Origin of the sequence: Bosea sp. Tri-49 (assembly GCF_003952665.1) — a bacterium.
Taxonomy (GTDB): domain Bacteria; phylum Pseudomonadota; class Alphaproteobacteria; order Rhizobiales; family Beijerinckiaceae; genus Allobosea.
In genome coordinates, this window is sequence record NZ_CP017946.1 from 2,229,052 (window position 1) to 2,254,349 (window position 25,298).

The window sequence follows — 25,298 nt, forward strand, 5'->3', positions numbered from 1 at the left end:
ATGCAAAATGAGTCATGCTCCAGTTCTCAGAGATTTCGTCAGCCGATGACGCCATTCGGGTAGACGCCGCCAGCGTGTTCGGGGCTGAGTACGGACGTCTGCCTCACATCTTCCGCATCCTGGTCGAGAACGTCGCGCGCAACGCGTCCTCCTCTACCGAGCGCGACGCGGCAATGGTGGCGATCCGCGGCTGGCTTGTCGCCGGCACGAGTAGCGCTGAGATCGCCTTCCAGCCCTCGCGCGTGCTGATGCACGACACGACGTGCACGCCGGCTCTTGTTGACATTGCCGGGATGCGTGACGCGCTCGCGGAAGCCGGGGGCGACCCCGCGGCACTCAGTCCCGTCCTGCCGGTTGACGTCTCGGTCGATCACTCGCTCGGCGTCGACGTCTCCGCTGTGCCGGGTGCCGCCGACCTCAACAAGGAGCGCGAATACCGCCGCAACGGCGAGCGGTACCGCTTCCTCAAATGGGCGACGCAGGCGATGCGCGGCGTGCGGGTCAATCCCCCCGGCACCGGCATCATGCACACGATCAACCTCGAGCAGCTTGCGACCGTTGTCGGCACAACTGTGATAGAGGGCCGTACGGTCGCCATCCCCGATACCCTGATCGGGACCGACAGCCATACGCCGATGATCAATGGGATCGGCGTGCTGGCCTGGGGGGTCGGCGGGCTTGAAGCCGAGAGCGTGATGTTCGGCATGCCGGTGATGATGCGGCTGCCCGACGTGATCGGCGTGCGCCTCGACGGCCGCTTGCGCGAAGGCGTTCTCGCGACGGATCTCGCGCTGACTATCACGCAGCTCCTGCGCGAGCGTGGGGTGACCGGCGCCTTCGTCGAATTCTTCGGACCCGGCGTCTCGACCCTGTCGGCCGGCGAACGCGCGGTTGTCGCGAACATGACGCCCGAGTTCGGGGCCTCAACCGCCTTCTTCCCGATCGACGGGCGCACGCTCGCCTATCTGCGCCAAACCGGCCGCGATGAGCGGGCGGTCGCGCTGGTCGAGGCCTATGCGAGGGCGCAGGGGCTTTGGTTCGAGGCGGATGCCGAACCCCGGTTCACCGACACCGTCGTGCTCGACCTCGGGACGGTCGAGACGAGCCTCGCCGGCCCCTTCCGCCCACAGGACCGGCTGCCGCTCGCCGGCGTGCCGGCGGCGCTGGCCGCGCTTCCGCAGCCGACGACGCTGGCGGAGGACCTGCCGCGGCACCCGGTCGCGATCGCCGCGATCACGAGCTGTACCAACACCAGCGATCCGCGCCTGCTCGTCGCGGCCGGGGTCGTGGCCCGCAAAGCCCGCGCGCTCGGCCTTGTTCCGCCGCCCTGGGTCAAGACCTCGCTCGCGCCGGGCTCGCCGGCGGCCGAGCATTTCCTGCGCCGCTCCGGTCTCCTCAACGATCTCGAAGCTCTGGGCTTCGGGATCATCGGCTATGGCTGCACCACCTGCATCGGCAATTCGGGGCCGCTGCTGCCGGTGATGGAGCAGGCGGTCGCGGCTGGCGAGACGCTTCCGGTCGCGATCCTGTCGGGCAATCGCAACTTTCCCGGCCGCGTCCATGCCCAGGTCGAGGCTGGCTTCCTCGCCTCGCCGCCGCTCGTCGTCGCCTATGCGCTGGCTGGCGATGCGGCGCGTGACCTCGCACGCGAGCCGATCGGCCGCGCCGGCGATCGTGCGATCCATCTGTCCGAGCTCTGGCCATCGGGCGAGGAGATCGATGCAGCCCTGTCTGCCGGCCTCGACCGCCGCGACTTCCGCGAAGCCTTTGCCCGTGCCTCGGTCGATGCGAACTGGGCGGGGCTAGACGCGCCGTCGACGCCGCAATTCCCCTGGGACCCGTCGTCGACCTATCTGCGCCGGCCTCCCTTCGCCCGCGCCGACGCGCTGGTTTCCCTCGGCCGGTTCAGCGCCCACCCGATCCTCGTCCTCGGTGACGACATCACCACCGACCACATCTCGCCCGCCGGGCAGACGCCTGCTGCCAGTGAGGCGGGGCGGTGGCTGACCGGGCATGGCGAGAACCCGCGCGACCTCAATGTCTACGCCTCGCGGCGCGGCAACTGGGAGGTCATGCTGCGGGGCCTGTTCACGAACAGGACGGTGGTCAACCAGCTGGAACCCGATCTGCTTCCGGGCTCGACCCGGCATGTGGCCAGCGGCGAAATCCTGCCGCTCTGGGTGGCAGCGGAGCGTTATCGCGCGGCGGGCCAAGCCATTGTGATCGTCGCAGGCGAGCGCTACGGCACTGGCTCCTCGCGCGACTGGGCGGCGAAAGGCCTTTCATTGCTCGGCGTCCGCGCCGTGCTTGCGGCGAGCTTCGAGCGCATCCACCGATCGAACCTGATCGGCATGGGCATCCTGCCGCTTACGTTCGACGATGCTGCACAGGGCGCCGGCCTGTCGCTCCGGCCCGATGATCGCCTCGAGGTCACGGTGCCCGAGAGCCTGCTCGCGCCGCGTCTCACCACGGAGGTCACGCTCCTGCGTGCGGGCGGCGAGCGCCTGTCGATCCCCATGCGCCTTGCGATCGAGACGGAGCTCGAATGCGAGACGCTGCGCGCCGGCGGCATGCTGCCGCTGATCCTGCGGCGCTTCCTGCCCGACCACCGAGATGACCCACCGGGTGAAGACGAGGCGGCGGAACGTCGCCGCGCCTGAATTGCATCACTCAACAACCAAAACCGACCATAAACGGAGGCAATGCCCATGATCGACCGTCGACTTCTGCTCGCCTGCGCCGCCGCCATCATCGCGGTGCCGGCCGTGGCCCAGGCCCCATCCGAGCTCAAGATCATCGCACCCGCCGGGCCGGGCGGCGGATGGGACACCGCTGCGCGCTCGATCCAGCAGGTCCTGACCGGAGCCGGCCTCGCCAAAAGTGTTCAGGTGCAGAACGTCACCGGTGCGGGCGGCACCGTCGGCCTCGCCCAGTTCATCAATGGCTCGAAGGGCGATGCTTCCCAGCTGATAGTCAACGGCATCACCATGGTCGGGGCGATCCTGACCAACAAGGCGCCGGTCAGTCTCGACCAGGTCACGCCGCTGGTACGCCTGACGGGCGATCCGCTCGTCATCGTCGTGCCGGAGAACTCGCCGCACAAGACGCTCAAGGACGTGGCCGCGGCCATCAAGGCCGATCCCTCGCGCTTCATCTGGGCTGGCGGATCGGCCGGTGGAGCCGACCACATCCTCGCAGCACTCGCGACGAAGGCGGCCGGCAGCGATCCCGGCAAGCTCAACTACGTCGCCTTCTCGGGTGGCGGCGAGGCGCTCGCCGCCATGCTCGGCGGCCGGGTGACGGCCGGCGTGTCGGGCTATGGCGAGTTCGAGAGCCAGATCAAGGCAGGCAAGCTCAGGGCCATCGCCCTGTCCTCGGGCAAGCGCCTGGAAGGCGTGGATGTTCCGACGCTGAAGGAGCTCGGCATGGATGTCGAGGTCGTCAACTGGCGCGCCGTGATGGCGGCCCCCGGCATCTCCGCCCAGCAGCGGCAGGAACTCACCGCCGTCTTCGACAAGATGGTCAAGTCGAAGGAGTGGACCGAGCTGCTGAAGGTCCGCGGCTGGGACGATTACTACCTCGCCGGTGAGCCCTTCGCCGCCTTCCTCAAGGAGGAGCAGGTGCGCGTCGCCGACGTCCTGCGCTCGATCGGACTCGTCAAATAGGCTTCGAATCGTCGCCCGGCTCGGGTAGATGCTCTCGTCGGCAGGCCGTGCAGGCCGGCGGGAGCGCATCGTGGCACGGGCGAGCAGGCAGGATCTCGGAGAGACACTGGCGGCGAAGCTGCTCGGAGAGATCCGGGAATTGCGGCTCGCCGCCGGGACGCATCTGCGCGCCCAGGATCTCGCGACCCGTCTCGGCGTCTCGCGCTTCCCGGTGGGGCAAGCCCTTCAGCTGCTCGCCGGCAAGGGCGTGCTGCGCCACGAGCCTAACCGCGGCTATTTTGTCGCTCAGGGCGAGCCGGCCAGCGCAGAAGAGCTGGGCCTCGCCATCACCGACGGCCGCGACGCGATCTATTTCCGGATTGCCGAGGACCGTCTCGGGGGCTCGCTGCCCGACCAAATTACGGAAGCCGAGCTGCGCGAGCGCTACAGGTTGACGCGGGCCGAGCTCACGGCAGTGCTGACGCGCATCAGCTCCGAGGGCTGGGCCGAGCGGCGCGCCGGCTATGGCTGGACCTTTCTCCCGGTCCTGAACACGCCCGAAAGCTTGGAGCAGAGCTACCGGCTCCGTCTCGTCCTCGAGCCCGCGGCCCTGCTCGAGCCGGGCTACGATCTTCCACCCGAACAGATCGCGGCCTGCCGCCACGCCGAGGAGAGGTTGCTCGCCGGCGCCATCGAGACCGATTCCGCCGATGCGCTGCATGAGCGCGGAGTGCGCTTCCACGAGACGATCGTCGGTGCGAGCGGCAACCCGTTCTTCCTCGATACGATCAGGCGGCTCAATCGCGTGCGCCGCCTGCTCTCCTACCGCTCGATGCTGGACCGCAAGCGTTATCGCGCACAATGCGAGGAGCACCTGGCCATCCTCGACAGCCTCGCGCGCCGCGATCAAGACGAGGCCGCCGCCCGGCTGCGCGCTCATCTGACCCATACTATCGAGAACCTGGCGCGCATTCGCCCGATCCTGTCGCGCTGATGCGTGCCGTTCCCACTGCGATCGCAGGCGAGCGTAATTACATTTTTTGTTATTAAAATGCCAAATCTACCCATCAGATTGGAGGGTTGGTCATGGTATGCCTTCCGCGCCGATGGCATCTATCGTGATGCACTCACGATGGCGATTGTTCGCGAATGAAGCTCCGCTGGTGCAGCGGCAACGGGAGGTGAAGCGGTGACTTGGTCGATCATCGCAAAAGATGAGCGAACCGGAGGATTCGGCATCCTGTGTGCATCGAGGGCGCTGGCGGTTGGGGCGGTCGTTCCCTACGGAGCCGGCCGCAGCGGCGTGCTCGCGACTCAAGCCCTCGCCAATCCATTCTATGGCGTTGACGGCCTCCGAATGCTCCAGGAGGGCTGTGCCTCCACCGAGGTCGTCGCAGCCTTAATGGCTGCTGATGGCGGAAGCGACCAGCGCCAGCTTCATATCATCGATCGAGACGGGCGGCCCGCAGCCTTCACAGGGTCGGCTTGCATCGACTGGAGTGGCGATATCACCGGGCCTCTCGTCTCCGTCGCTGGCAACATGCTCGCTGGACCACAGGTCGTCGAAGACACCCTGAAGACCTATCTGGATGCGTCCTCGCTCGATTTCGACGAGCGCCTGATCGTCGCCATGGAAGCCGGAGAGCGGGCAGGAGGTGAAGGAGGCAGTTGATCGCGTGGGCTATGAACTGCCGGCGCTGATGTAATCACGACCAGCTCGACTATCTCAGATGGCCTTTTTAGTCTATATTCCCAGAGAATGGCCGAACACGAAATATTCATAAAATCTCGCAAACTTCGAAAGCTTCTGATAGGCTCAAATTGCATGTCCGCTGAGAGGCATTCAAATGGCTTATGATCCCGCAAAGCACGGCAACGCGGCACAGATTTTTCAATCTTTTGTAGCTTTCGGAACATTCATTGCAGCTGTTGGATTCGGTATTGCTTCTTGGTTTATATCTTTTGAGCTCAGGAATATTCAAATATCGGCTGCGGCGGACGCAGAGCGTGCGCGCGAGCTTGCTCGCGTAGAAGGCGCGCGAGCGCGCGATACCGAGGCTATCGGTCGCTTCGGCTCTCACACTGCAATCCTGAGAGCGGATATTCGCACAGGCATCTCATGCTTAATCGCGATGCGGCACTATAACACAAAGGAGACGAGCTACTACAATAGCTCTATAGAGAGTAAATCTGTTTACTTTTTTAACCCGGATATATTTAATAGAGAGATCTTAAGTGAATCACCCGCTGATCGAGAGACTTCATTCGTGGAGAATGAGCGAAAAAAATGCATTCAAATTAATAGAGAAGAGATAACTAGCTATACAGTGCTTTCATTGAACAGCTATGAGACCCTTCTTTTGAGCTGGTCTCCCGATATAAACGCAGATAGAAAGAAATTATATTATGATCAGATTGGATATAATCTTTGTTCTGAGAAAAGCGTGTTTAAGTTCTTATTTAAGGGAGGACCTGACAAGTTCATAAAGCAGGTAAGAGATGCATATCCGCAACTTGCTCTCTTTGTCAGCAACTGCCCGGCTAATACCTGACGCATGGTTATAAATTCTGTGAGAGAGACAGGCCACGCTGTTGACACTCGATTGTAGGATTAATTTCCTATTTCTATTGCATCCCGACTCCACTCATGAGAGAATCTTCGCTGTTAAGTCAGTGAAGGTCGAGTTGTGTTTCGCGAGTTCGCCGGCAGTGTAAAGAAGTCGCTCGGTTTCGGCATCGAAGGGAAGCCCATCCCTCTTTCCGACACCGCCTTCCCCGAGCTAATCGGATCACTGCCGACTGTCTCCGGTGTCTCGGTCAACGCTCACACCGCGCTTCACGTCCCCGCCGCTCTTCAGGCCGTGCGCCTTATCGCCGAAACGGTCGGCTCCCTTCCTTGCAAGTTCTATCGAGACGCTGACGGCAGCAAAGACGCCGCGAAGGATCACGCCGGCTATCGGCTGGCGCATCGCTACGTCAACGGCTGGACGACATCCGGTCATACGGATGTCGCAGCGGGTTATTCGATCCCGCCCTCTCCATAGCGACGCTCAAAACCCCTGCCATCCTTTTCACCGCTCAGGATGCTTCTGTTAGTTCCCGCACTGGCTTTCTAATAGGCCAACAAACATCCATGATTGAAACCGAAGAATGCGGAGGATGGGTTTTGTCTCGACGGCTGTTATTCGCGCTTGCAGCGTTCATCCAAGCGCAGGCTGCGTTCGCTCAGAGCATCGACGGCTTCAGTTCCGGAATGACGTTCGCCGCAGCGCAAAATCTTTTCGCAAACTGGAAGGAGCCGATAAATAAAATTGACGGCATCAGCAGCGACCGCTGGCAGTCTTACCACGCTGGGAACAGTCCGATTATTTCATTCTGTGACGGATTGATCGCCGCTGAGTTAAAGCGATCCATCAGTAACGTGCATGAATTCTCTGCGATTGTTTTGTCTAAATCAAAGACACTTGGCCCGCCCACTGTCAGCACCCGACAATACTACAATGCCGGCGAACAGATTTCTTCTCTTGAATTTGTTTGGGGGAAAGGCTCGGGCTTTAGCGAGGAGGCTTGGCTTGTTCAGGGAGCAGGTCTGGGCCTTTCCATTTAGCTTTCGTTCTTCGACGAGAATCACAAGTGCCGACGGTAGTCGGCTAGGGACACCTACATAGAAGCCGCCACAATTTTGCTACACAATCGAATACGACTGCCAAGCTAAGATCTTGAGATTTATGGCAAAAAATGAATGGCGGAGACGGAGGGATTCGAACCCTCGATACCCTTGTGGGGTATGCTCATTTAGCAAACGAGTGCCTTCAGCCTCTCGGCCACGTCTCCGTTGGAAGGCTCTATGCCCGATCGCGACCCGCTTTGACAAGCCATCAGGACGTGCGATCGACAGGCATGAGGAAGATCGCCTCGATCAACACGCTTCAATGGCCGCGGGCGCGGTCGATGCGCTCGATCCAGGCCATGGCTTCGCCCAGCGTCGGAAAGACCGGACCCGGCATCGCCGCATCCTCGGCCTCGTTCAAGCCGAAGCGGATGCCATAGCCGTCCGCCTCGCGCCGAATCGCGATCAGGGACGGCTTGGCGAAGGACTGCGTAGCGGGTTCGGCGATTGGCATGGACAAGTCCCGTTCGATCGCCGGAGAAAACGGCCCCGCGCCTGAACGGTTCCCGAACGGCGCGTTCAGGAGAAAGTGCCGTCATTGCGAGAAGCGAAGCGACGAAGCAATCCAGGAGACGTAGAGCGTTGCCGCTCTGGATTGCTTCGCTACGCTCGCAATGACGGGAAAATGAAAAAGGGCCCGCGGCACGCCGCAGGCCGCTTCCCTCAGTCCTGGATCGTGTTCGTCAGTCGGCCGCGACGATCTTGCCGGCTTCCCACTTGTACATGGAGAAGCTCGGCGAGCTCAGATCGCCGGTCTTGCCATAGGTCAGCGTGCCGATCGCGGTCTTGGCCTCGAGGCCGGCCTTCAAGGCCTTGGCGACCGCATCGGCCTTGGCGTCCTTGCCGACCTTCTCGATGCCGGCCTTCAGCACCTCGACGGCGGCGTAGGCGTTGAGCGTGAAGGCCTCCGGCGGGATGCCCTTCTCCTTCAGCACCGCCACCGCCTCGGCCGAGGCCGGGTTCTTCAGCGCATCGGTCGCGTTGGTGAAGAGCGTGCCGGCCGCGGTGTCACCGCCGATCGCCCAGAGCTCGGTGTTGGACAGCCCCTCGCCGCCGATGATCGTCGCCTTCACGCCGGCATCGTGCAACTGGCGGGCAAGCAGGCCGCCCTCAGGGTGGTAGCCGCCGAAATAGATCAGCTCGGCGCCGCCCGACTTCAGCCGGGTGATCACCGCCGCGAGATCCTTGTCGCCCGGATTCACCGTGAGATAGGCGACCTCGGTGATGCCGCCGGCATTGATGCCCTTCTTGAAGGAATCGGCGAGACCTTTGCCATAGGTGCCCTTGTCGTGGACGATGGCGACCTTCTTGGCCTTCAGGTTCTTCAGGACGTAGTTGGCGGCGACTTCGGCCTGCTGGTCGTCGCGGCCGCAGGTGCGGAAGACATTGCTGAGACCGCGATTGGTCAGGGCCGGCGAGGTCGCGGTCGGCGTCACCATCAGGACCCCGCTCTCGGCGAAGACGTCGGAGGCGGCCATCGCGACGCCGGAGGTCACCGGACCGACGACGAAGCGAACCTTGTCGCCAACCAGGAGGTTGGCGGCCGAGACGCCCTGCTTGGGGTCGCCGGCATCGTCGGCGAGCTTGAGGACGACCTTCTCGCCCCCGATGCCGCCCTTCTTGTTGATGGCGTCGACCGCGGCCTGGGCGCCGTTCTTGACCTGGTCGCCATAGGCGGCGACGGCGCCGGTCAGCGGCGCGAGCAGGCCGATGGTGATGTCAGCGCGTGCCGGGGCGCCCGCGAACACCGCCGCGGCGAAGGCTGTTCCGATGAGGAATCGGGCTTTGAGCGTCATGTGCGTCTCCTCTTTAGCCATACAATTTTTGCGTGCGACCCAACCCGAGGATCGCCTGCGACCTGTATAAGCCAGTGCGAGGCGACGCGGCACTGCGTGGCGCGTTTCTGAGCAGATGCAAAAATGCATGGCAGGCATGACGCCGCGCGCCCGCCGCCGTTAGATCGACCCAACTCCTCGTACGAACAAAAAACGCGGTGGCATGGCCACCGCGATTATACTGATAGCGCTCCGGTGCGAGCCGGACGCGTCAGTTCCAGTCGTCGATCTTGACGTCGTTCGGGTAGGGAGCGCCCCGGCCGGTTTCGACCAGCGACTTCATGCTCAGCAGGAACACGCCCCATTTCGTGCTGCAATGGTGCATGAACTCGATCGGCTCCTTCCAGCCCTCGTGCTTGAAGAGGATGATCGTGTATTCGCCCTCCTGCCGGATATCGAAGCTGACCTTCGTGCCGATCCATTCGGCGGGACCATCGACCACCTCCCAAAGCACGCGCTTGCCCGGAGCAAGCTCGATCACCTTCATGTCGAAGAAGCCGCGCTCGCCGAACTGGAAGTGAACGACGCCATCGATCTTGCTGTCGCCACGCGTTTCGTCCGTCCACCAGTGCGACAGGCCGTCGATGGTGGTCAGCGCCTTATAGACTGCCTCGGGGGAAGACTTGATTCCGACTCTGTGCAGGATGTCCGGCATGATGATCTCCTCTTGTCAGGTGCCAGCGACGTGCCGTCTGGCCGTCGTGAGGAGATGAACTAGAGGCAGGGCGGCAGGGAGCGGGAGTGACAAGCTTGACGGGATTCGAAAGCTCGGCATGGACACGCTGATCACAGCTGCCGGGCGGGCGCTGGCCGCAGGCGATCCGTTCGCCGCGCTCAACCGCATCGCCCTGCGCGAGGATGCGCCGGCCTTGGCGCTGCGCGGTATCGCCATGGCGCAGCTCGGCGATCTTCCCAGGGCCAAGGCGCTGCTCAAGCGTGCCGGCCGGGCCTTCGGCGCGCGCGAGCCGGTGGCACGGGCCCGCTGTGCCGTCGCCGAAGCCGAGATCGCCCTGGTCTCGCGTGATCTCGGCTGGCCGGCGAAGGCGCTCGATGCGGCGCGCGCAGTGCTCGAAGCGCATGGCGACCGCCTCAACGCTGCCCATGCCCGCACGATCGCGGTCCGCCGGCTGCTGTTGATCGGCCGGCTCGGCGAGGCCGAGCGCCTGCTCGCCGGTTTCGACGATAAAGCGCTGCCGCCAGCGCTGGAAGCAGCGCGGGCGCTGGCCATCGGCGGCATCGCACTGCGGCGGCTGCAGGCCGGGGCGGCCCACGCAGCATTCACGCTTGCGGCGGATGCGGCGCAGCGCGCCCGCATTCCGGCGCTGGTGGCCGAGGTCGAAGCCGCTGCGCATGTACTGGAGACACCGGCGGCACGGCTGATTACACAGGGCGAGGAGCGCCCGCTGATGCTGGGCGAGATCGCGGCGCTGCTTTCCTCGGGGAGCTTCGTGGTCGATGCCTGCCGCAATGTCGTGCGCGAAGCCGGCACCGCTGTTCCGCTGGCGACGCGACCGGTGTTGTTCGCCCTCGCCCGCACCCTGGCGGAGGCCTGGCCTGCGGATGTCTCGCGCGAAGTGCTGCTGAGGCGCGCCTTCCGAGCCAAAGAAGCCGACGAGTCGCATCGCGCCCGTTTGCGGGTCGAGATCGGCCGGCTGCGCGCCGAACTGCATGGGCTCGCCGAAATCAACGCGACCAAGCGCGGCTTTGCCCTGAAACCGCACCGGGCGGGCACGGTCGCGGTGCTGGCGCAGCCGCTGGAAGAACCGCATGCCGACGTGCTCGCTTTGCTCGCCGATGGCGAGGCCTGGGCGAGTTCGGCGCTGGCCCTGGCGCTCGACGTCAGCCAGCGCAACATGCAGCGCGCGCTCGAGACGCTGGCTGGGGCCGGCAAGATCCAGTCCTTCGGCAAGGCGCGGGCGCGGCGCTGGCTGACGCCGCCGGTGCCGGGTTTCCCGACAGCCTTGTTACTCCCGGCTCCGCTGCCGGATGGCTAAACCCTGTCTCGGTCCAACCGAACAGAGGAGATCATCCCATGACCAGGACAGCCACGATCATCCGCGAATACGGCCCCTTCCCCGGTGTCGAGGCCGTGCACGGCGTCAGCTATGACGGCAACAACGTCTGGTTCGCGTCCGGCGACAAGCTCAACGCCTTCGATCCGAAGAGCGGCGACACCGTTCGCAGCCTCGACGTCCCCGCCCATGCCGGCACCGCCTTCGACGGCAAGCACCTCTACCAGATCGCCGAAGACCGCATCCAGAAGATCGATCCGGAGAGCGGGCGGGTGGTCTCGACGATTCCCGCGCCTGCCGGCGGCGGCGATTCCGGCCTCACCTGGGCGGAAGGCACGCTCTGGGTCGGCCATTATCGCGAGCGCCAGATCCATCAGGTCGACCCGGAGACCGGCAAAATACTGCGCACGCTGCAGTCCAACCGCTTCGTCACCGGCGTGACCTGGAGCGACGGCGAGCTCTGGCACGCGACCTGGGAGAACGAGGAAAGCGAGATCCGCCGGGTCGATCCTGAGACCGGCAAGGTGCTGGACAGCATGCGCATGCCGGAAGGGACCTTCATCGCCGGCATGGAGGCAGGCGGCGACCGCTTCTATTGCGGCGGCGGCGGCAAGAGCGCCGTGGTCAGGGCAGTGAAGCGCAGGTGAAGGCGATCAGCGCAAATCATAACGGTGCGATCGACTTGGGCAGCACCGTCACGAACGCTTCGTGACGGTGCCAGGCTGCTATCCGATTGCCCGAACAGGAATGATATCGTCGGGGCCGGGAACAACCAGGTGAAACTGCTCCAACTGAGCCAGGATCGTGAAATGCTCCAGCGCGCTCATGCGCTTGATGTTCTCGACACGCTGCAGCGGCCCAAACGCGCCGGCAATAGCCAGCGCCGGCACGAAGCCGAAGCACTCGGTCGAACTTGGACGGCCGTAAGCCTCAACACAGCGATCGAACATCGGTTCGCCGGCGTTGTCTAGAAAGTCGGCGTCCTCCCGGTCAGGCACGATGCCGGACGCGATATGATCTGCAGATGCGGTCGGCTTCCAGCCCGGCATCGTCAACGAGTCGCAGTATACAAGCGAGAATGGCAAATCGATTTTGAAATCAAGGTACTGGTCAGACCAGCACCATAGGGTTCCAAAAGCGGTAAATCCGACGACATGACAGCTACGATGATGAAATTCTTTGTCATCTTTAAAAATCAAAGCCAATATAGATCTAAATTCATCCGGATCACAGAGATTAAAAAGACCTCCATGAAACGAAACAAAGCCATATTTTGTAATGAATTCTACCAATGAATCTGGCAAAATTTCTGAAATTCTTTCCTTTCTTTCTTGAGAAAGAGAATTTTCAGGGAATACAGGGGAGTAATTGTTTAGATAATACTCAAAATTCTCATACATACAGCTACACCCCTAATCACACGGCCTTAGATTGACTTTCATCTTCTCACCTGACCGTCCCTCTTTCCGCATATGTTCGGCCTCCTCCTTCAGGGAGGCTGCCCGCCCCTTCTGGGTCCACTGATTGCCGATATAGGAATTGACCTCAGAGTCGCCAAGCACAGGATTCCCCGCCGCATCCTTCGAGAATACCGCAGGATTGCCGCCAGCAACCATGTCCAAGAAATGCGTCGCCGCCATACCGGCGGTCTTGGCTTCAATCTGCTCCTTGCTCAGCCCTTGACCGCTAAGGTACCGCTTGTACGCAGCACGGTGCTGTTGCTGAAGATACGGCTGTCTCAGCAACTTCGTCCCTTGCGCCTTCTCCAGGACCCAGTGCGCGTACGCCATATCATCAGCGGTCATTCTTTCGTTTATATAATTCATCTGCTCGTCTAGCTGCCTTTTATATTCAGCAGCCTTGCCCTTGAGATTATCGGGAACCTCAAAGCACTCGACATCCATAACGCGCGTGCTCCTTGCACCGCCGTCGCCATCCTCCTCCGCCTTCTTTTCAGGCGGCTTGTCGCTCTTCTTGTCAGGCAGCTTGTCTCCCGCCTTGTTTGCATCCGCGGCCGCCTCGAGCCCTTCACCGACCTTCTTTGCCAGCTTGAGCTTCCTGGTCGGGTCGACCACGTCGATGGCGACGCCGACTCCTGCCCCAAGGACACCCGGTACGCCATCCTTGCTCCAGGCGTCCTTCGCGCCCTCCCAGCCATCGGATGCTTTCCCGGCTCCCCAATCCCAGGCCGCCCCGGCCGAGCCTTTCGGGTCGTTCCAGACCTGACTCCCGACATTGGCGATGCCGGAGCCAATGTTCTTCGTGCCCTGCCAGACCTCGCTCCCAGTCGGCAGGCCATTGTAGAAATTGGTCGCATCCGTTCCGATCTTCGACGGATCGTTCCACCACTCTCCAGCCTTGTCCCAAATGCCGTCGGCGGTCTGGACCGTGCCTGATTTGTCGTAGAGCTGATCCTTGAACGACTGCCAGGCGCTCTTGTCGTGCTCGTCATTCGCGTCGGGCGCCTTGTTCACCTCCGTCGACTTGACGTGAGTATATTCGCCGGGGTTGTTGCCGTTGTTCAGCCAGCACGTATCGGAATGGCGCTGAACCCAGATGCCGTTGACCTTGACGACACTGGAATGCGAATTCGGAATGACCTTCGAGCTGACGGTGTTCGACTTGACTCCAAGCCCGGTGCCCGGCTCGTCCCCCCGCGTGTACCAGATCCGCGATTGATTGTGCTTGATGGCGACGCCGTTCGAGAACACGTCGGGGGAATAGTTCTCATCGTCACCGCCCAGCGCATACGACATGAACGGCGTCGGCGTGGTGCCGACGCGACACACATCAGGCGCAGTCGAAATCGCGACCGCATCGTTATGGTCGACGACAAATTCCGGCGGATGCGGATTGGGCCCAGTCGGCGGAGGGGGCTTCTTTTTCTTCTCCTCCTCTTCCTTCTTCTTCTCGTAAGGTGCGATGAGCCGATCCGCTTCCGCCCATTTTGCCTGAGCCCCTGCCCGATCGCTGTTCCAGAGCGCGTCGCCAGCGGCGTTGAGCTGATTGTGTTGCTCCGCCATACTTGGGGGCATCTGGTCCCAGTTATAGGTACGCCCGCCGGTGATCGTTATTTTGGGCGGCTCGTCGCTCATCACGCCGCCTCCGCCAGCGGGCCAAAGCATTCGAGGATGGGCTGGCCGCGCCGCTCCGGCCAGGGGAAGCCGGTGCGCCAGGTCAGGGTGACGCGGGCGATCCCCGAACGCAGGTCGAAATGCACGCCGTCGAGAACCAGCGGCGCGACTTCGGGACCACGCCCCTGGTCGAGCATTACCTGCATCGTCAGGCCGGGCAGCCAGCCGCGCACCAGCGGATAGCGATAGGCCAGGTTCTCCAGCTCGAAGGGCTCGTCGCCTTTCAGCCAGGGCGCGACGATCAGGTCGGGATGGGCGCATTGCCAGAAGCGGAAGTCGAAATCCTCCGGCAGCAGCGGATGGCGCCTGGCGAGCCACTCCTCCGTATAGCTCCCGGCATATTGGTGGCGCTGGCGCCACCAGGGCGAGAGCGGGCCGAAGCCCTGCGGTTCGATCTCGCCATGTGGCGTGGTGAACGGCTGCGTGGGATCCTCGATCTGCGGCGCCGGATATTCGTCGCCGTCGCGGACGCGGCTCTCGTCGACGATGCCGCGGCCGAGCGGGTTGAAACGATAGCGGCCATCGAAATCTGGACCTGAATGGCCCGGCAGAAGCCCGCCATGGGCCAGACGCCAGTCGATCGGCACATAGGGGACCGGTTGAGGCGCGGTGAGCTCCCAGTCGACTTGAGCCCTGCCCTGCCGGCGCGCGCGCCAGCTGCGCGGGCCGGTGACCCGCAAGGCCTTCTGCACCGGGCCGATCCGCAGGCGGCAGGTCCAGCTCGGCCGCGGGACCTGGTCGGGGCTATGGGCCGCGCCGATAAAGGTCACATCGGTCGCCGGCTTGAACGGGACGAGATCGCCTTGCGTGAGCAACGGCCCCTCATGCGGATCGCCGTCATAGATATCCGCCAGCTTCAGCGGGAGCTGCTTCCCGGCGGGAGCAAGTGGCCCTGCTGCCGAGAACTGGAACGTCCCGCGGACAGCGATCACGCCGAGCAGCTGCCCGGCGAGATTGAACTGCCGGAAGGCGATGGCCGGGAACGGCGTGCGGTTGTCGACCGACATGCCCGGTCAACCTTTGGCCGAGCTGTCCGCCGACGTCGCTTTCGCCTCGGCGGTGCCGCCGCCAGGCTTGTTGAGGTCGACCACCTTGCCGTTGATCTGCGTTGGCCCCGAGGCGGTGAAGTTGAAGTTCGTGCCCAGGATGATCACCGTGCCGTCCTTGCGCATGATGAACTTCGAGGCGCCGCACTCGATGACGAACTCCTCGCCGACGATGGTCTTCGAGAACTTGCCGACATTGGTCACCATGGTCTGGCCGACATTGGTGACCTTGCTCATGCCGATCTGCTCGACCTGGGCGACGCCGACGCTGGTCGACTGGAATGACTGGACGACCGTGTTCATGATGCCCGGCAGCGGGAAGAAGCCGCCGGCATCCTTGCCGATCCCGGTGCCGGACGCCGTCAGGTCGACGCCGGCATCGGCGCGCGGACTAGGGCCCGAGACGACGCCCTTGCGCGACTTCTGGCCACCGCCGGAGAGAAAGCCGAGGGCGGACGATGCGAGCGTGAGGCCGAAGGCGCCGAGCGTTGCACCGCCACCGCCCGCGATATCACCCGATTGCTTCAGCAGATTGGCTGTCTGGCCGGCCAGGCCCATGACGCCGGTCAGCGCCTTCATCGCGTTGGAGCCGGTCCCGCCGACGACCATGTTCAGCGAGCCGCCGATCTCGTGCTTCTGGTTCTTCGCGACCTCCACCGCGCGGTTGCCGCCGACCGAGTAGACGTCGTGGCTGTCGACGCGCGCCGTGCGGTTGTTGAGCACGCGTGTCGTGTGGTCCTTCTGGGCGTGGAAGAACATGATCTCCTGCCCGGTCTTGTCCTCCAGGGTGAACTCGTTGAAGCCGGTGCCCTTGTAGGTGTTGGAGCGCAGGACCGAGCGCGTCTTGTTCGCCGGCAGATCGTAGGGCACACGGTGGTTGACCGGATCGGGCACGCAGCCGGTGACCAGCGGCCGGTCGGGATCGCCTTCGAGATAGACCACCGAGACCTCCATCCCGATGCGTGGAATGATCTGGCCTCCCCAGGTCTGACCGCCCCAGACCTGGGCGACGCGCAGGCGGCAGCTCTGGTCGCCATGCCGGTCCCAATGGAAATGGACGAGGATGCGGCCGTGATCGTCGCAATCGATCTCCTCGCCCTTCTGGCCGACGACAATCGCCGTCTGGGTCGAGTCGATGCGCGGCTTTTGCGTCGTCATCGGCGTGCGGAAGGGCACCTCGACGGGTAAGAGATCGTATTCGGCACGATAACCGGCCTCCTCCTGGCCCGCATGCGCCCTGTAGACCTGCGGGCCATAGCTGAAGCGCGTGCCGACGAGGAGGTGCTGCCCGTTCTCGCCGCTGCGGGGGTGCCGGCTGAGCGTCAGGAAGGCGCCGGCGAAAGCCGACACGGCAAAGCCGATCGCGTTGCGGCGCTTGTCCATCGCCTGCTCGGCCTCGAGCCGGATGCGGGCATAGCGCTCGCCGTCAGCCTGGACGACATGCGGCCCGGGATAGTCGAAGAGCTCGAGCGTGGAGTGGGTGTATCGCTCGGTCGCCGCGGCATCGGCCAGCATCTGCGTGTTGGGCGTGAGATGGTTGAAATCCTGGAGGCCGGAACGACCGGACCGCAGCGTCCGGCGCATCCGCCAGTCCTGGATCGTCGGTCGGCGCGCCAGATGCCCGGCATCCCTGGCCGCCACATAGACGACGTTCTCCAGCCCCGGCGCAGGCGAATGGGAGGCACGGCCATCGCACAGCACCAGCACATGACGGTCGGCCGCGTGCTGGAAGTAATAATAGATGCCGTGCTGCTCCATCAGCCGGCTGAGAAAGTTGAAATCGGTCTCGCGGTACTGAACCGTATAGTGGAGAACCGGATAATCATATGTCGTGGCGATGCGGAAATCCGAAAAACCTCGCCGGGCGAAGGTCTCTCGAATGATGTCGAGCACCGTCTTGTCATGGAAGATCCGGCAATCTGCGATCTTGTCGAGCAGCCAGAACCATGGCCGCAGCAGGAGACGATAATGCGTCAGCCCGTGCTCGATACCGAGCCACTCCCCTTCCGCAACTATACCGTGTAACATCCGCTTGCCGGACGGTCCACGATCGAGTTCGACATGACAGGGCTGGCCGATAAGCTTATCGAAGTCGATATCGGCGTCATTCGAAATTGCGTTGATCTCAGCGGTGAATAAACGCCCCAAACTTTCCGTTACGGAAACATCGACCAGACACAATACGTCAGGGCCGAGCGGGGTAAACAATTTCGCCGAGCGATTGACCTGAGTAAGCATATGCAAATCCAAGAATCAGCCTGAAATAAACTTTGGTAGGATTAGAGACTGTTTCGCCTGATCAGGCAGAGCATTGCGGCCTTTTCGTGAGAGGCGCTGGCGCGGCGACTCGCTCCCGCCCCGCGTGAGCGCAGGAGACGCCGCCGCGCGTTACTCGCCGTCACAGCAGCCCCGTGCCCTTCAGCAGGGCCATGAGATGGCCTTCGGGAAGACAAGCTCCGCAGAACTTTGGCGAATTTGCTCTCTGCATTGCCCAGCATCAGACCGACATGTTCGCTGGGCAGCAGTAAGGACCGGTGATCGGCAGCGTTCTCATCGGTTGCCGCCACACACCTGCACGATCTAGCGAACCACGCGTCCGCGCTGCCGCACCCCGTTCGGCAGGCGGCAGAAGCAGCGGGCGCCGGCAAGAGCCCGACTCGGCGCGGCACAGGCCCGACGCGGCGTCCTGCAAATAGCGGCGATAACGCTTCGGGGCGATGGATCGTCGGCTGCCCCATAGCGCGGCATGTAGATCGAGTTCGGCGATCGCGGCGCGGTCCGCGGTGTCCCACCATAGTCGACTGGCGGGCCGGCGCCTGGGATGCCGCCAGCCCCCGGTGCATGCAGCCTGATGTCAGGCGTGTGATCGAAGATCGAGGGCGGTCCCAGGCCCTGGCGCGGCCCGCCCGGCGTCAGCGGCGCATTGCCCGGCGTGCCGATCTGGGCGAGCGCCGGATGGATGAACAGCAATGCGGCCAGCGCCACCATCGTCTGCTTCCAAGACGTTATCATCTCTCGCTTCCTCTCTCCGACGCTGCACTGGGCAGTAACCCCATCGGACTAGTTCGAGCGACCTAAAGCTTTCACTCGAATAGAATAAAATCAAGTCAAACACTGCATGCTATTGCTCAACGTGCCGGATTGGCCCTGTTTGGGAATCTAAAACAGGCCATCCCGAAATACATCGTTTTTTGCGCTGGGCAGCTACTGGCTTCCCGGGCGGGAGGCACGTCATGCGATACCTGCAGAGCAAGATCTTTATTGCGGGACTTCTCGCGACTACGTCGACCTTTGCTTATGCGCAAGGAGCCGGCCCGTGGCCTGAATATCATGAGGGCCTCTCAATCAACGGCACCCCGACACCACGGCCCCACGGAGCCTGCGAACGCAAGCTCATCGGAAACAAATGGCTGTGGGAATGCGATCCGGCGGCGCGCAACAACCCGTTCCGCCCGAGCACAGCCTCAGCGCCAGGACCGAGCCTCGCAGATGCCGGTGGGGTGCGATACTACAACGCCGTATCCCCAAACGGCCGCAGGACACGGGCGCCGAGCCGGGATTGCATCATCGGACAATATGGCAACGAGATGCTGTGGGCATGCCCGCCACTGGCAACAGCGTCGATCGGCACACCCGCCCCCGCGCCTCAGGGCGCCGCGGCCGGCAATGTCGAATACTACAACGCCGTTTCCACCAATGGCAGGCGCACGCGCGCGCCCAATGCCGCGTGCTCCCTGGTTCAGCAGGGCGGCGCCCAATACTGGATGTGCCCGCCATTGACGACGGGAGCCTTGTCTTCGGGTGGCGCCGCGAACTCCGGTGGCAGCGACCGCAACGGTGGTGAAGGTTCCAGCGGCAGTGCAGGAAACGCCACGGGCGGCAGTTCGGCAGGCAACTCGAATAGCGGCGGCAGCGGCAGTGGCGGCCAGAGTGGCGGCGGTGGCCAGGGCAGCGGTGGCGGCGGTCAGGGCGGCGGCGGCGGCGGTGGCCAAGGCGGCGGTGGCGGCGGTCAGGGCGGCGGCGGCGGCGGTCAGGGCGGCGGCGGTGACCAAGGCGGCGGCGGCGGCGGTCAGGGCGGCGGCGGCGGTGGCCAAGGCGGCGGTGGCGGCGGTCAGGGCGGCGGCGGCGGCGGTCAGGGCGGCGGCGGCGGTGGCCAAGGCGGCGGTGGCGGCGGTCAGGGCGGCGGCGGCGGCGGTCAGGGCGGCGGCGGCGGTGGCCAAGGCGGCGGCGGCGGAGGCCAAGGCGGCGGCGGTGGCGGTCAGGGCGGCGGTGGCCAGGGTGGCGGCGGTCAGGGCGGCGGCGGCCAAGGCGGCGGTGGCGGCCAGGGTGGCGGTGGTCAGGGCGGTGGCGGCCAGGGTGGCGGTGGTCAGGGCGGCGGCGGCCAGGGTGGCGGCGGTCAGGGCGGCGGCGGCCAGGGTGGCGGCGGTCAGGGCGGTGGCGGCCAGGGTGGCGGCGGTCAGGGCGGCGGCGGCCAAGGCGGCGGTGGCGGCCAGGGTGGCGGTGGTCAGGGCGGTGGCGGCCAGGGTGGCGGTGGTCAGGGCGGCGGCGGCCAGGGTGGCGGCGGTCAGGGCGGCGGCGGTGGCCAAGGCGGCGGCGGTGGCGGTCAGGGCGGCGGCGGCCAAGGCGGCGGTGGCGGCCAGGGTGGCGGTGGTCAGGGCGGCGGTGGCGGTGGCCAGGGCGGCGGTCAAGGTGGCGGTGGCCACGGTGGTGGCGGTCACGGCGGCGGTGGTCATGGCGGTGGCGGTCAGGGCGGCGGCGGTCAGGGCGGCGGTGGCGGTGGCCAGGGCGGCGGTCATGGCGGTGGCGGCCACGGTGGTGGCGGTCACGGCGGCGGTGGTCACGGCGGCGGTGGTCATGGTGGCGGCGGCCACGGCGGCGGTGGTCATGGCGGTGGCGGCCACGGTGGTGGCGGTCATGGCGGCGGCGGCCACGGTGGCGGTGGTCACGGTGGCGGTGGTCACGGCGGTGGTCATGGTGGCGGCGGCCACGGCGGCGGTGGTCATGGCGGTGGCGGCCACGGTGGTGGCGGTCATGGCGGCGGCGGCCACGGTGGCGGTGGTCACGGTGGCGGTGGTCATGGCGGCGGCGGCCATGGCGGTGGCGGTCACGGCGGCGGCGGCCATGGTGGCGGTGGTCACGGCGGTGGCGGCCACGGCGGTGGCGGCCAGGGCGGTGGCGGCAACGGCGGCGGCGGTCACGGCGGCAGCAGCCGTTGAGCCCGGACACTTATCCGATCAGGCTGCACACCAGTCTGATCGGATCATCTGCTCTCCATGCAGAACGATGGTCCCGGCGGGCAGCCGACGTACACCAAAGCGAGCACGCCCTCACATGTCCCGACTTCCCGGAACCGGCATACGTGACGATCGGCCCTCTCAGGGCCGATATGGCTGCCTGGTCGCAGCGGTCACGGCGATGGTGCCGCCATCGATCGCTTCCCAGGCGCGCGGATTGGCCTGCGACATGCGGGTGAAGAACATGTACCCGGTTTGCGTCCAGGGCAGGAGGCGGGAGGTCTTGTTGTCGAGGACGAGATCGCCTTCGGAGGTCGCGGCCATCAGCACCGCGTGGCCCTCGCCCGAAGGCGTGCCGACGACCGCGATCAGCAGGGTCGAGGACGGCCAGCCACGCTCGATCAGCTGCCTGCGCTTCAGCAGCGCAAAATCCTCGCAGTCGCCCCGCCCATCGGTCGGGATGCTCCAGACATCCTCGCGGCCATGATGCTCCCGGTCGGATATCTCCGATATCGCGGAGTTCACCCGCGCATTGACCTCCTGAAGGTCACGCTGGCGCTCCGGGGTCAGGGCAACCTGCCGCGTCACGGCCCCGGACCGGCGACATTCCGCCGGGTTCTTCGCACAGAAATTGACGAAAGCCGGCGGTGGCGAAGCCGACCCGCGCGTCCTTGCCGCAAGCTGCTCGGCCCGGGCAGAGCCTGGCAGGACTCCGGCGAGCAGCGCGACGCCTATGGCCCATGTCGCGACTAAGGCAGGCGTCGTCATGGTCGAAACCACATCGTCATGGTCCGCCTTGCAGGGGGAGATCGCGGGAACGGCAGGTCGAAGGATGGGGGCCTTTGCTTAAGAAAGAAGGCAATTCTGTGATGAGAAAGCGCAGGAGATTCGCACGGCCAGCATGAATGCTGCGCCGAATCCCGGCGGGTCAGCCAAGGCTGAAAACGCCCCCCGCGAGCAGAACGCCGCAACGCGCGCCTTCGCGCGCGAAGTGAGCTGTTCGCGTCAACGACCAGGTTTCACTCGCGAAAACCAGCGGCTTCTCGGCGACCAAATCGGATCGCCGACGCGGCGGTTTTCAACAGGATCAGCCGACTCCCTCGTCGCCGCTGCCCCCAGCGGACGGCGCTGGCCGCCCTGCCCGGCGCTCGATCGAATGATCGACGATCAACAAACCCAGGCCGAGCACCGTCGCCGAGAGCACGATCGCATGGTCGCCGAGCCCCGCGGCGCAGCCCAGCGCCGCGGTGACCCAGATCGCCGCCGCCGTGGTCAGGCCCTGCGGCGTGGTATGGCCCTCGCGCAGCACGATGACGCCGGCGCCCAGAAAGCCGATGCCGGTGAGGAGCCCCTGCACGACGCGGCTGGCAGCGTCGATCTCATGCGGCTGGCTGAAGATCGTCGCCGCGGCGGCGGTGCCGAGGCCGACGAGCCCGAAGGTGCGGATGCCGGCCGCCTGCTGCTTGCCGGTGCGCTCCCAGCCGACGACGATCCCGGCCGCCATCCCGGCCAGCAGGCGCAGCAGAAGATCGATCTCGCCCCAGATATCGAAACTCATGGTCCCGAAGTTCATGCCACTCTCCCCCGCAGCGATTGATCACCGGGCGTCAACGCGCGAAGGAGCGAGGTGTTGCCGCGAGCGGCTTGTCCGTCCGGATTGGCAAAGCAAGGTTCGAGAGATGCCCTACACCGACCGGCTCGAGCCGATGCTCCAACGCGCAGACGAGCTGCGCCGCCAGATCGCCCTACGACTTGTCGAGGAGGCCGGCGCCCCGCCACCACCCTCCCCGTCAGCCGATCATCTCGCCGCCGCCGACGAGGCGATCACCGCCTGGGAAGAGCAAGGCGAGGAAGAGCAGGACCAGCGGGCGTTCCGGGATATCGGGCCGCTGCAGGAGCTGCTTGCGGAGTATCGGGAGGTTGTGGAGCGGATAGTTGAGGAGCGTGATCGGCGGCTGGGGTGAAGGGCGAGATTGGTGGCCGAAGAAGGCGCGGCTCTCACAGAGATGGCGCGACGCTCACAGAGATAATGCATCCTAACGGCAGTGCAGCAGCCACCCGTCCCTTATCTGCCGGGCCGCTAAAAGATCGATCTCGGCCCACATGTCGAAGCGTACCCGCCTCTCACAGCGATGAGTTGTGGGGGCACAACTGCGCCAGGGGAACAGAGCCGGATCAGAGATAAACCTGGGCCAGTGAAGACCTTCATCTTTACGCGCGTACCAATTCCCGTTTCCGGCTGGCACAGGACCAATCCCCGCACCCCGGGGAGCGTCCGATGTCTGAGAGGCTGATGAAGGCGCAGGAGGACCGGGTCGTTCAGGCAATGGCCGTTTCGCGGTCTTGCCCGGACGGCTGCGCGTACATCGAAGACGGGCGGCAGCCTGAGTGCGATGCCATGACCGGCGCAAAGTGGCTGATGGAACGTATGCGCTGTGCGTGGCGCGCCGGCCGCTGATCCGGCGAAGTAAACGATACGCGGAGCTGAAGAGCTAGACTTTCGCCATTAAAGTTAATGAACCGTTGACTCTCGTTGAGAGGTCGTTCAGCTTCAACTCAAACGAGCATTGAAAATGCCGATTGGGGGGAATAATGCGCCGCGCGATAATTGCGATCGCGGGCACTGCTCTATTTGGAGCCTGCTCGTCAGTACCGATGCCCGGCGACTTCACGGGGTTCGATATTATTCGGATTGTAGCCAAGACTCGTTGCGAACTCCGCGACTCGGTCCGAGGTTTTATCGTCGGCTCGCTCTCAAGAAAAGAAAGAGTTGACGAATATCCAAGGTATGCGGAGCTCGCACAGAACCTCATCGACGGAAAATTGAGCTGGCGCGATCTCAACACACATCTAAAAACCTACAGAGTTGATCCCAAAACGCTGGCTGTCTTGGAACGATACAATCATGCCGTAGTTGTGTATGATTTTCAGTTCGATATGTCGGAGGTGAATGAAATTGGACTAACCGTTGATGCGCTACGCAATTTCTCTAACGGAGCAGCGAGCTTAGGTGGAAACGCTGGATCCAAGTTAGTAAGAGACAATTTCATACAGTTCAGATTATCAGATGTATTCGAGAATCTTGTGCGATACACCCACGATGGATACTGTCGTGACGGAGGCTTCACGCGCACAACACTTGCAGAACAGAAAAACCCAAAGCTTATCTATCCTATAACCGGATCCCTCGGTTTAGATGAAATTGTCGGGACATTCTTAAATCTGAACCAATCCGCGAACCTCGTTGGCCCCGCCGACGTGCCAGCCGAGTCTCGGTTTCCGACTACCCTGCGCAGAATGGAGTTTACGACACAACTGTCCGGAGGCGCTACGGCTAGTCTTGCTATTGCACCGAGACCGTATGGCGGCCGCATAACAAAAACGGGATTCTCTAACAGCAACTCTAGGAATGACATTCACAAGCTTACGGTGGTGCTCAAGTTACCCCCAGAAGCCCCAGTCGTGCCTGCTACAATAGCCGAGTTGAGATTGTCTGGCGACATTCCTCGCGCTGCACCAGGCGAACGCATAACGGACATAGTCACTACACTTGCTCTCAAAGACCTCAGGAGATCCCAAGACAACGAATTGGCTGAAGCCACAATTCGAGCCCGTCGGGCTCAAGCGGAACGCCTTACTGATTGAAACCCAAAGCAGGAGGATGGTATGGCCGGCGAAGAAAACTACGTTGTGGACGTTAAGATCGATCGAATTATCGATCTGGTGCTGTCTGCTCAAAAGTCACTCGCCTTGAAAGAGATTCGGGCGGAATTCGGCGAGCAGGTAGTGACCGTGCCGCTTCCGCTTGCATTAGCGATCAAGGAGATGTCCCAGCGATCAAACCTCTTCACTGGTATCCTCCCCCTCGATTATGATCATTGCACTAGACGAGCTATCCGCTGACTCCCGCGAAATCAGGGTTTCCACTTCGTCGCTCTTCAACCCGCGCGCGACGACCGCGAGCGCTCCATCGTGCAGCGGCCGCTGTAGCGTCCGCTCCTGCTCCCATGGCGCCGTCATCCAGGTCTCGCACTCTTCTGGGGTCGTCAGTATCACCGGCATCGCCTTGGGGTGGATGGGCGTCACTTCGGCGTTCGGCCCGGTCGTCAAAAAGGCGAAGAGGTCGATCGTCTCCTCGCCCGTCCTGACCTTGCGCACGCTGGTCCATTGCGGCGCCCAGATCCCGGCGAAGGAGGCGGAGGGCTCGCGCCTCACTGTCGAGGGAGCGGAGGCGGTTGTGGTGCCGGTCGAGCCGACAGTGGCTACGCGCGCCGCCGGCAGGGACATGCTTCGCGATCTCTCGGTGGGCCAGCTCTGCACATCCGCAACAGCAAAATGCGGGTGAAGCAGGTCAAGACCGGAGCCGATCTGATGATCCATCGGCACCCAGACTTGGAACCGAGCTTGGACGCGTTTCGTCTCGATGTCGGGACGATGGTTCTGACCGAATTCGGCCACCCCTTCACCGAAAAGGGCTTCGGCAATTGGATGGCTGACGCGATCGACGCCGCGGGTCTTCCAGAGCGCTGCGTGACGCATGGCATTCGGAAAGCTGCAGCCCGGCGGCTGGCTGAAGCCGGCTGCACCGCACACGAAATCGCGTCAATCACTGGCCACAAGAGCTTGAACGAAGTTCAGCGGTATACCTAGGCGATCTCTCGTACGACGCTTGCGGAGAGCGCGATCGGGAAAGTCTCAGCGGCCAAAGGTGGAACATCCGGCT

The 25,298-nt window shown here is 63.8% G+C and carries 25 protein-coding genes and 1 tRNA gene; 13 read left to right on the plus strand and 13 right to left on the minus strand.

Annotation, left to right across the window (positions count from 1 at the left end; all coding sequences use genetic code 11):
- The first annotated feature begins 14 nt into the window (after positions 1-14).
- The 7 genes from acnA (at position 15) to BLM15_RS11040 (ending at position 7,251) form a co-directional block, all read left to right on the plus strand.
- Complete coding sequence (gene acnA / locus BLM15_RS11010; protein ID WP_126112790.1) at positions 15-2,660, plus strand: aconitate hydratase AcnA; 2,646 nt, start codon at positions 15-17, stop codon at positions 2,658-2,660.
- A gap of 48 nt (positions 2,661-2,708) precedes the next feature.
- Positions 2,709-3,665, plus strand: a complete 957-nt coding sequence (locus BLM15_RS11015) for a Bug family tripartite tricarboxylate transporter substrate binding protein (protein WP_236846634.1) — start codon at positions 2,709-2,711, stop codon at positions 3,663-3,665.
- Between the two features lie 70 nt (positions 3,666-3,735).
- Positions 3,736-4,638: a GntR family transcriptional regulator gene (locus BLM15_RS11020; protein WP_206438626.1), complete on the plus strand. Its 903-nt coding sequence runs from the start codon at positions 3,736-3,738 to the stop codon at positions 4,636-4,638.
- Positions 4,639-4,833: 195 nt separating this feature from the next.
- A complete protein-coding gene (locus BLM15_RS11025; RefSeq protein WP_126112793.1) occupies positions 4,834-5,316 on the plus strand; it encodes a DUF1028 domain-containing protein in 483 nt (160 codons plus the stop codon).
- Positions 5,317-5,491: 175 nt separating this feature from the next.
- Positions 5,492-6,196 (plus strand): hypothetical protein, encoded by a 705-nt coding sequence (locus tag BLM15_RS11030; protein WP_126112794.1) that lies wholly within the window; start codon positions 5,492-5,494, stop codon positions 6,194-6,196.
- A gap of 135 nt (positions 6,197-6,331) precedes the next feature.
- Positions 6,332-6,688, plus strand: coding sequence for a hypothetical protein (locus BLM15_RS11035; RefSeq protein ID WP_126112795.1), 357 nt, complete (start codon positions 6,332-6,334; stop codon positions 6,686-6,688).
- A gap of 89 nt (positions 6,689-6,777) precedes the next feature.
- Positions 6,778-7,251: a hypothetical protein gene (locus tag BLM15_RS11040; protein WP_126112796.1), complete on the plus strand. Its 474-nt coding sequence runs from the start codon at positions 6,778-6,780 to the stop codon at positions 7,249-7,251.
- 136 nt (positions 7,252-7,387) lie between these two features.
- Here BLM15_RS11040 and BLM15_RS11045 read toward each other — a convergent pair.
- The 4 genes from BLM15_RS11045 to BLM15_RS11060 form a co-directional block, all read right to left on the minus strand.
- Positions 7,388-7,478 (minus strand) — tRNA-Ser (locus BLM15_RS11045).
- 95 nt (positions 7,479-7,573) lie between these two features.
- Entirely contained in the window at positions 7,574-7,768 is a 195-nt protein-coding gene (locus BLM15_RS11050; RefSeq protein WP_126112797.1) for a hypothetical protein, read from the minus strand.
- Positions 7,769-7,997: 229 nt separating this feature from the next.
- Positions 7,998-9,110, minus strand: coding sequence for a branched-chain amino acid ABC transporter substrate-binding protein (locus tag BLM15_RS11055; protein WP_126112798.1), 1,113 nt, complete (start codon positions 9,108-9,110; stop codon positions 7,998-8,000).
- A gap of 250 nt (positions 9,111-9,360) precedes the next feature.
- A complete protein-coding gene (locus BLM15_RS11060) occupies positions 9,361-9,804 on the minus strand; it encodes an SRPBCC family protein (RefSeq protein ID WP_126112799.1) in 444 nt (147 codons plus the stop codon).
- A gap of 118 nt (positions 9,805-9,922) precedes the next feature.
- On the opposite strand from BLM15_RS11060, the gene BLM15_RS11065 reads away from it, so the two are divergent.
- Positions 9,923-11,143: a helix-turn-helix domain-containing protein gene (locus BLM15_RS11065; RefSeq protein WP_126112800.1), complete on the plus strand. Its 1,221-nt coding sequence runs from the start codon at positions 9,923-9,925 to the stop codon at positions 11,141-11,143.
- Positions 11,144-11,181: 38 nt separating this feature from the next.
- Complete coding sequence (locus BLM15_RS11070; RefSeq protein ID WP_126112801.1) at positions 11,182-11,808, plus strand: Vgb family protein; 627 nt, start codon at positions 11,182-11,184, stop codon at positions 11,806-11,808.
- A 78-nt stretch (positions 11,809-11,886) separates the two neighbouring features.
- Here BLM15_RS11070 and BLM15_RS11075 read toward each other — a convergent pair whose 3' ends face one another.
- From BLM15_RS11075 to BLM15_RS11130, 8 genes are all read right to left on the minus strand, one after another.
- Positions 11,887-12,561: a GAD-like domain-containing protein gene (locus BLM15_RS11075; protein WP_126112802.1), complete on the minus strand. Its 675-nt coding sequence runs from the start codon at positions 12,559-12,561 to the stop codon at positions 11,887-11,889.
- Positions 12,562-12,573: 12 nt separating this feature from the next.
- Positions 12,574-14,256 (minus strand): PAAR-like domain-containing protein, encoded by a 1,683-nt coding sequence (locus tag BLM15_RS11080; protein ID WP_164547477.1) that lies wholly within the window; start codon positions 14,254-14,256, stop codon positions 12,574-12,576.
- Positions 14,256-15,302: a DUF2169 family type VI secretion system accessory protein gene (locus BLM15_RS11085; protein ID WP_126112804.1), complete on the minus strand. Its 1,047-nt coding sequence runs from the start codon at positions 15,300-15,302 to the stop codon at positions 14,256-14,258. Before BLM15_RS11085 ends, BLM15_RS11080 begins: the two co-directional genes overlap by 1 nt.
- A gap of 6 nt (positions 15,303-15,308) precedes the next feature.
- Positions 15,309-17,579 carry a type VI secretion system Vgr family protein gene (locus tag BLM15_RS11090; protein WP_126112805.1) on the minus strand — a complete coding sequence of 757 codons (2,271 nt, stop codon included), beginning with the start codon at positions 17,577-17,579 and terminating at the stop codon, positions 15,309-15,311.
- A gap of 342 nt (positions 17,580-17,921) precedes the next feature.
- Positions 17,922-18,353, minus strand: coding sequence for a hypothetical protein (locus BLM15_RS11095; RefSeq protein ID WP_126112806.1), 432 nt, complete (start codon positions 18,351-18,353; stop codon positions 17,922-17,924).
- A 452-nt stretch (positions 18,354-18,805) separates the two neighbouring features.
- A complete protein-coding gene (locus BLM15_RS32190) occupies positions 18,806-20,539 on the minus strand; it encodes a hypothetical protein (protein WP_206438627.1) in 1,734 nt (577 codons plus the stop codon).
- Positions 20,540-20,716: 177 nt separating this feature from the next.
- A complete protein-coding gene (locus tag BLM15_RS11125; protein WP_126112807.1) occupies positions 20,717-21,343 on the minus strand; it encodes a transglutaminase-like cysteine peptidase in 627 nt (208 codons plus the stop codon).
- Between the two features lie 319 nt (positions 21,344-21,662).
- Positions 21,663-22,148 carry an MgtC/SapB family protein gene (locus BLM15_RS11130; protein WP_126112808.1) on the minus strand — a complete coding sequence of 162 codons (486 nt, stop codon included), beginning with the start codon at positions 22,146-22,148 and terminating at the stop codon, positions 21,663-21,665.
- Between the two features lie 106 nt (positions 22,149-22,254).
- Here BLM15_RS11130 and BLM15_RS11135 point away from each other — a divergent pair, with 106 nt between their 5' ends.
- From BLM15_RS11135 to BLM15_RS11145, 3 genes are all read left to right on the plus strand, one after another.
- A complete protein-coding gene (locus BLM15_RS11135; RefSeq protein ID WP_126112809.1) occupies positions 22,255-22,539 on the plus strand; it encodes a hypothetical protein in 285 nt (94 codons plus the stop codon).
- 314 nt (positions 22,540-22,853) lie between these two features.
- Complete coding sequence (locus tag BLM15_RS11140) at positions 22,854-23,033, plus strand: hypothetical protein (protein WP_126112810.1); 180 nt, start codon at positions 22,854-22,856, stop codon at positions 23,031-23,033.
- Between the two features lie 134 nt (positions 23,034-23,167).
- Positions 23,168-24,220, plus strand: coding sequence for a hypothetical protein (locus BLM15_RS11145; protein ID WP_126112811.1), 1,053 nt, complete (start codon positions 23,168-23,170; stop codon positions 24,218-24,220).
- A 192-nt stretch (positions 24,221-24,412) separates the two neighbouring features.
- Here the strand turns inward: BLM15_RS11145 and BLM15_RS31845 are convergent, their stop codons facing one another.
- On the minus strand, positions 24,413-25,114 hold the full coding sequence (locus BLM15_RS31845; protein WP_126116140.1) for an SOS response-associated peptidase family protein: 702 nt from the start codon (positions 25,112-25,114) through the stop codon (positions 24,413-24,415).
- Between BLM15_RS31845 and BLM15_RS32320 the strand changes: the two genes are divergently transcribed.
- Positions 25,064-25,225: a tyrosine-type recombinase/integrase gene (locus BLM15_RS32320; protein ID WP_442859439.1), complete on the plus strand. Its 162-nt coding sequence runs from the start codon at positions 25,064-25,066 to the stop codon at positions 25,223-25,225. The two genes, BLM15_RS31845 and BLM15_RS32320, sit on opposite strands and share 51 nt — an antisense overlap.
- Positions 25,226-25,298 lie beyond the last annotated feature (73 nt).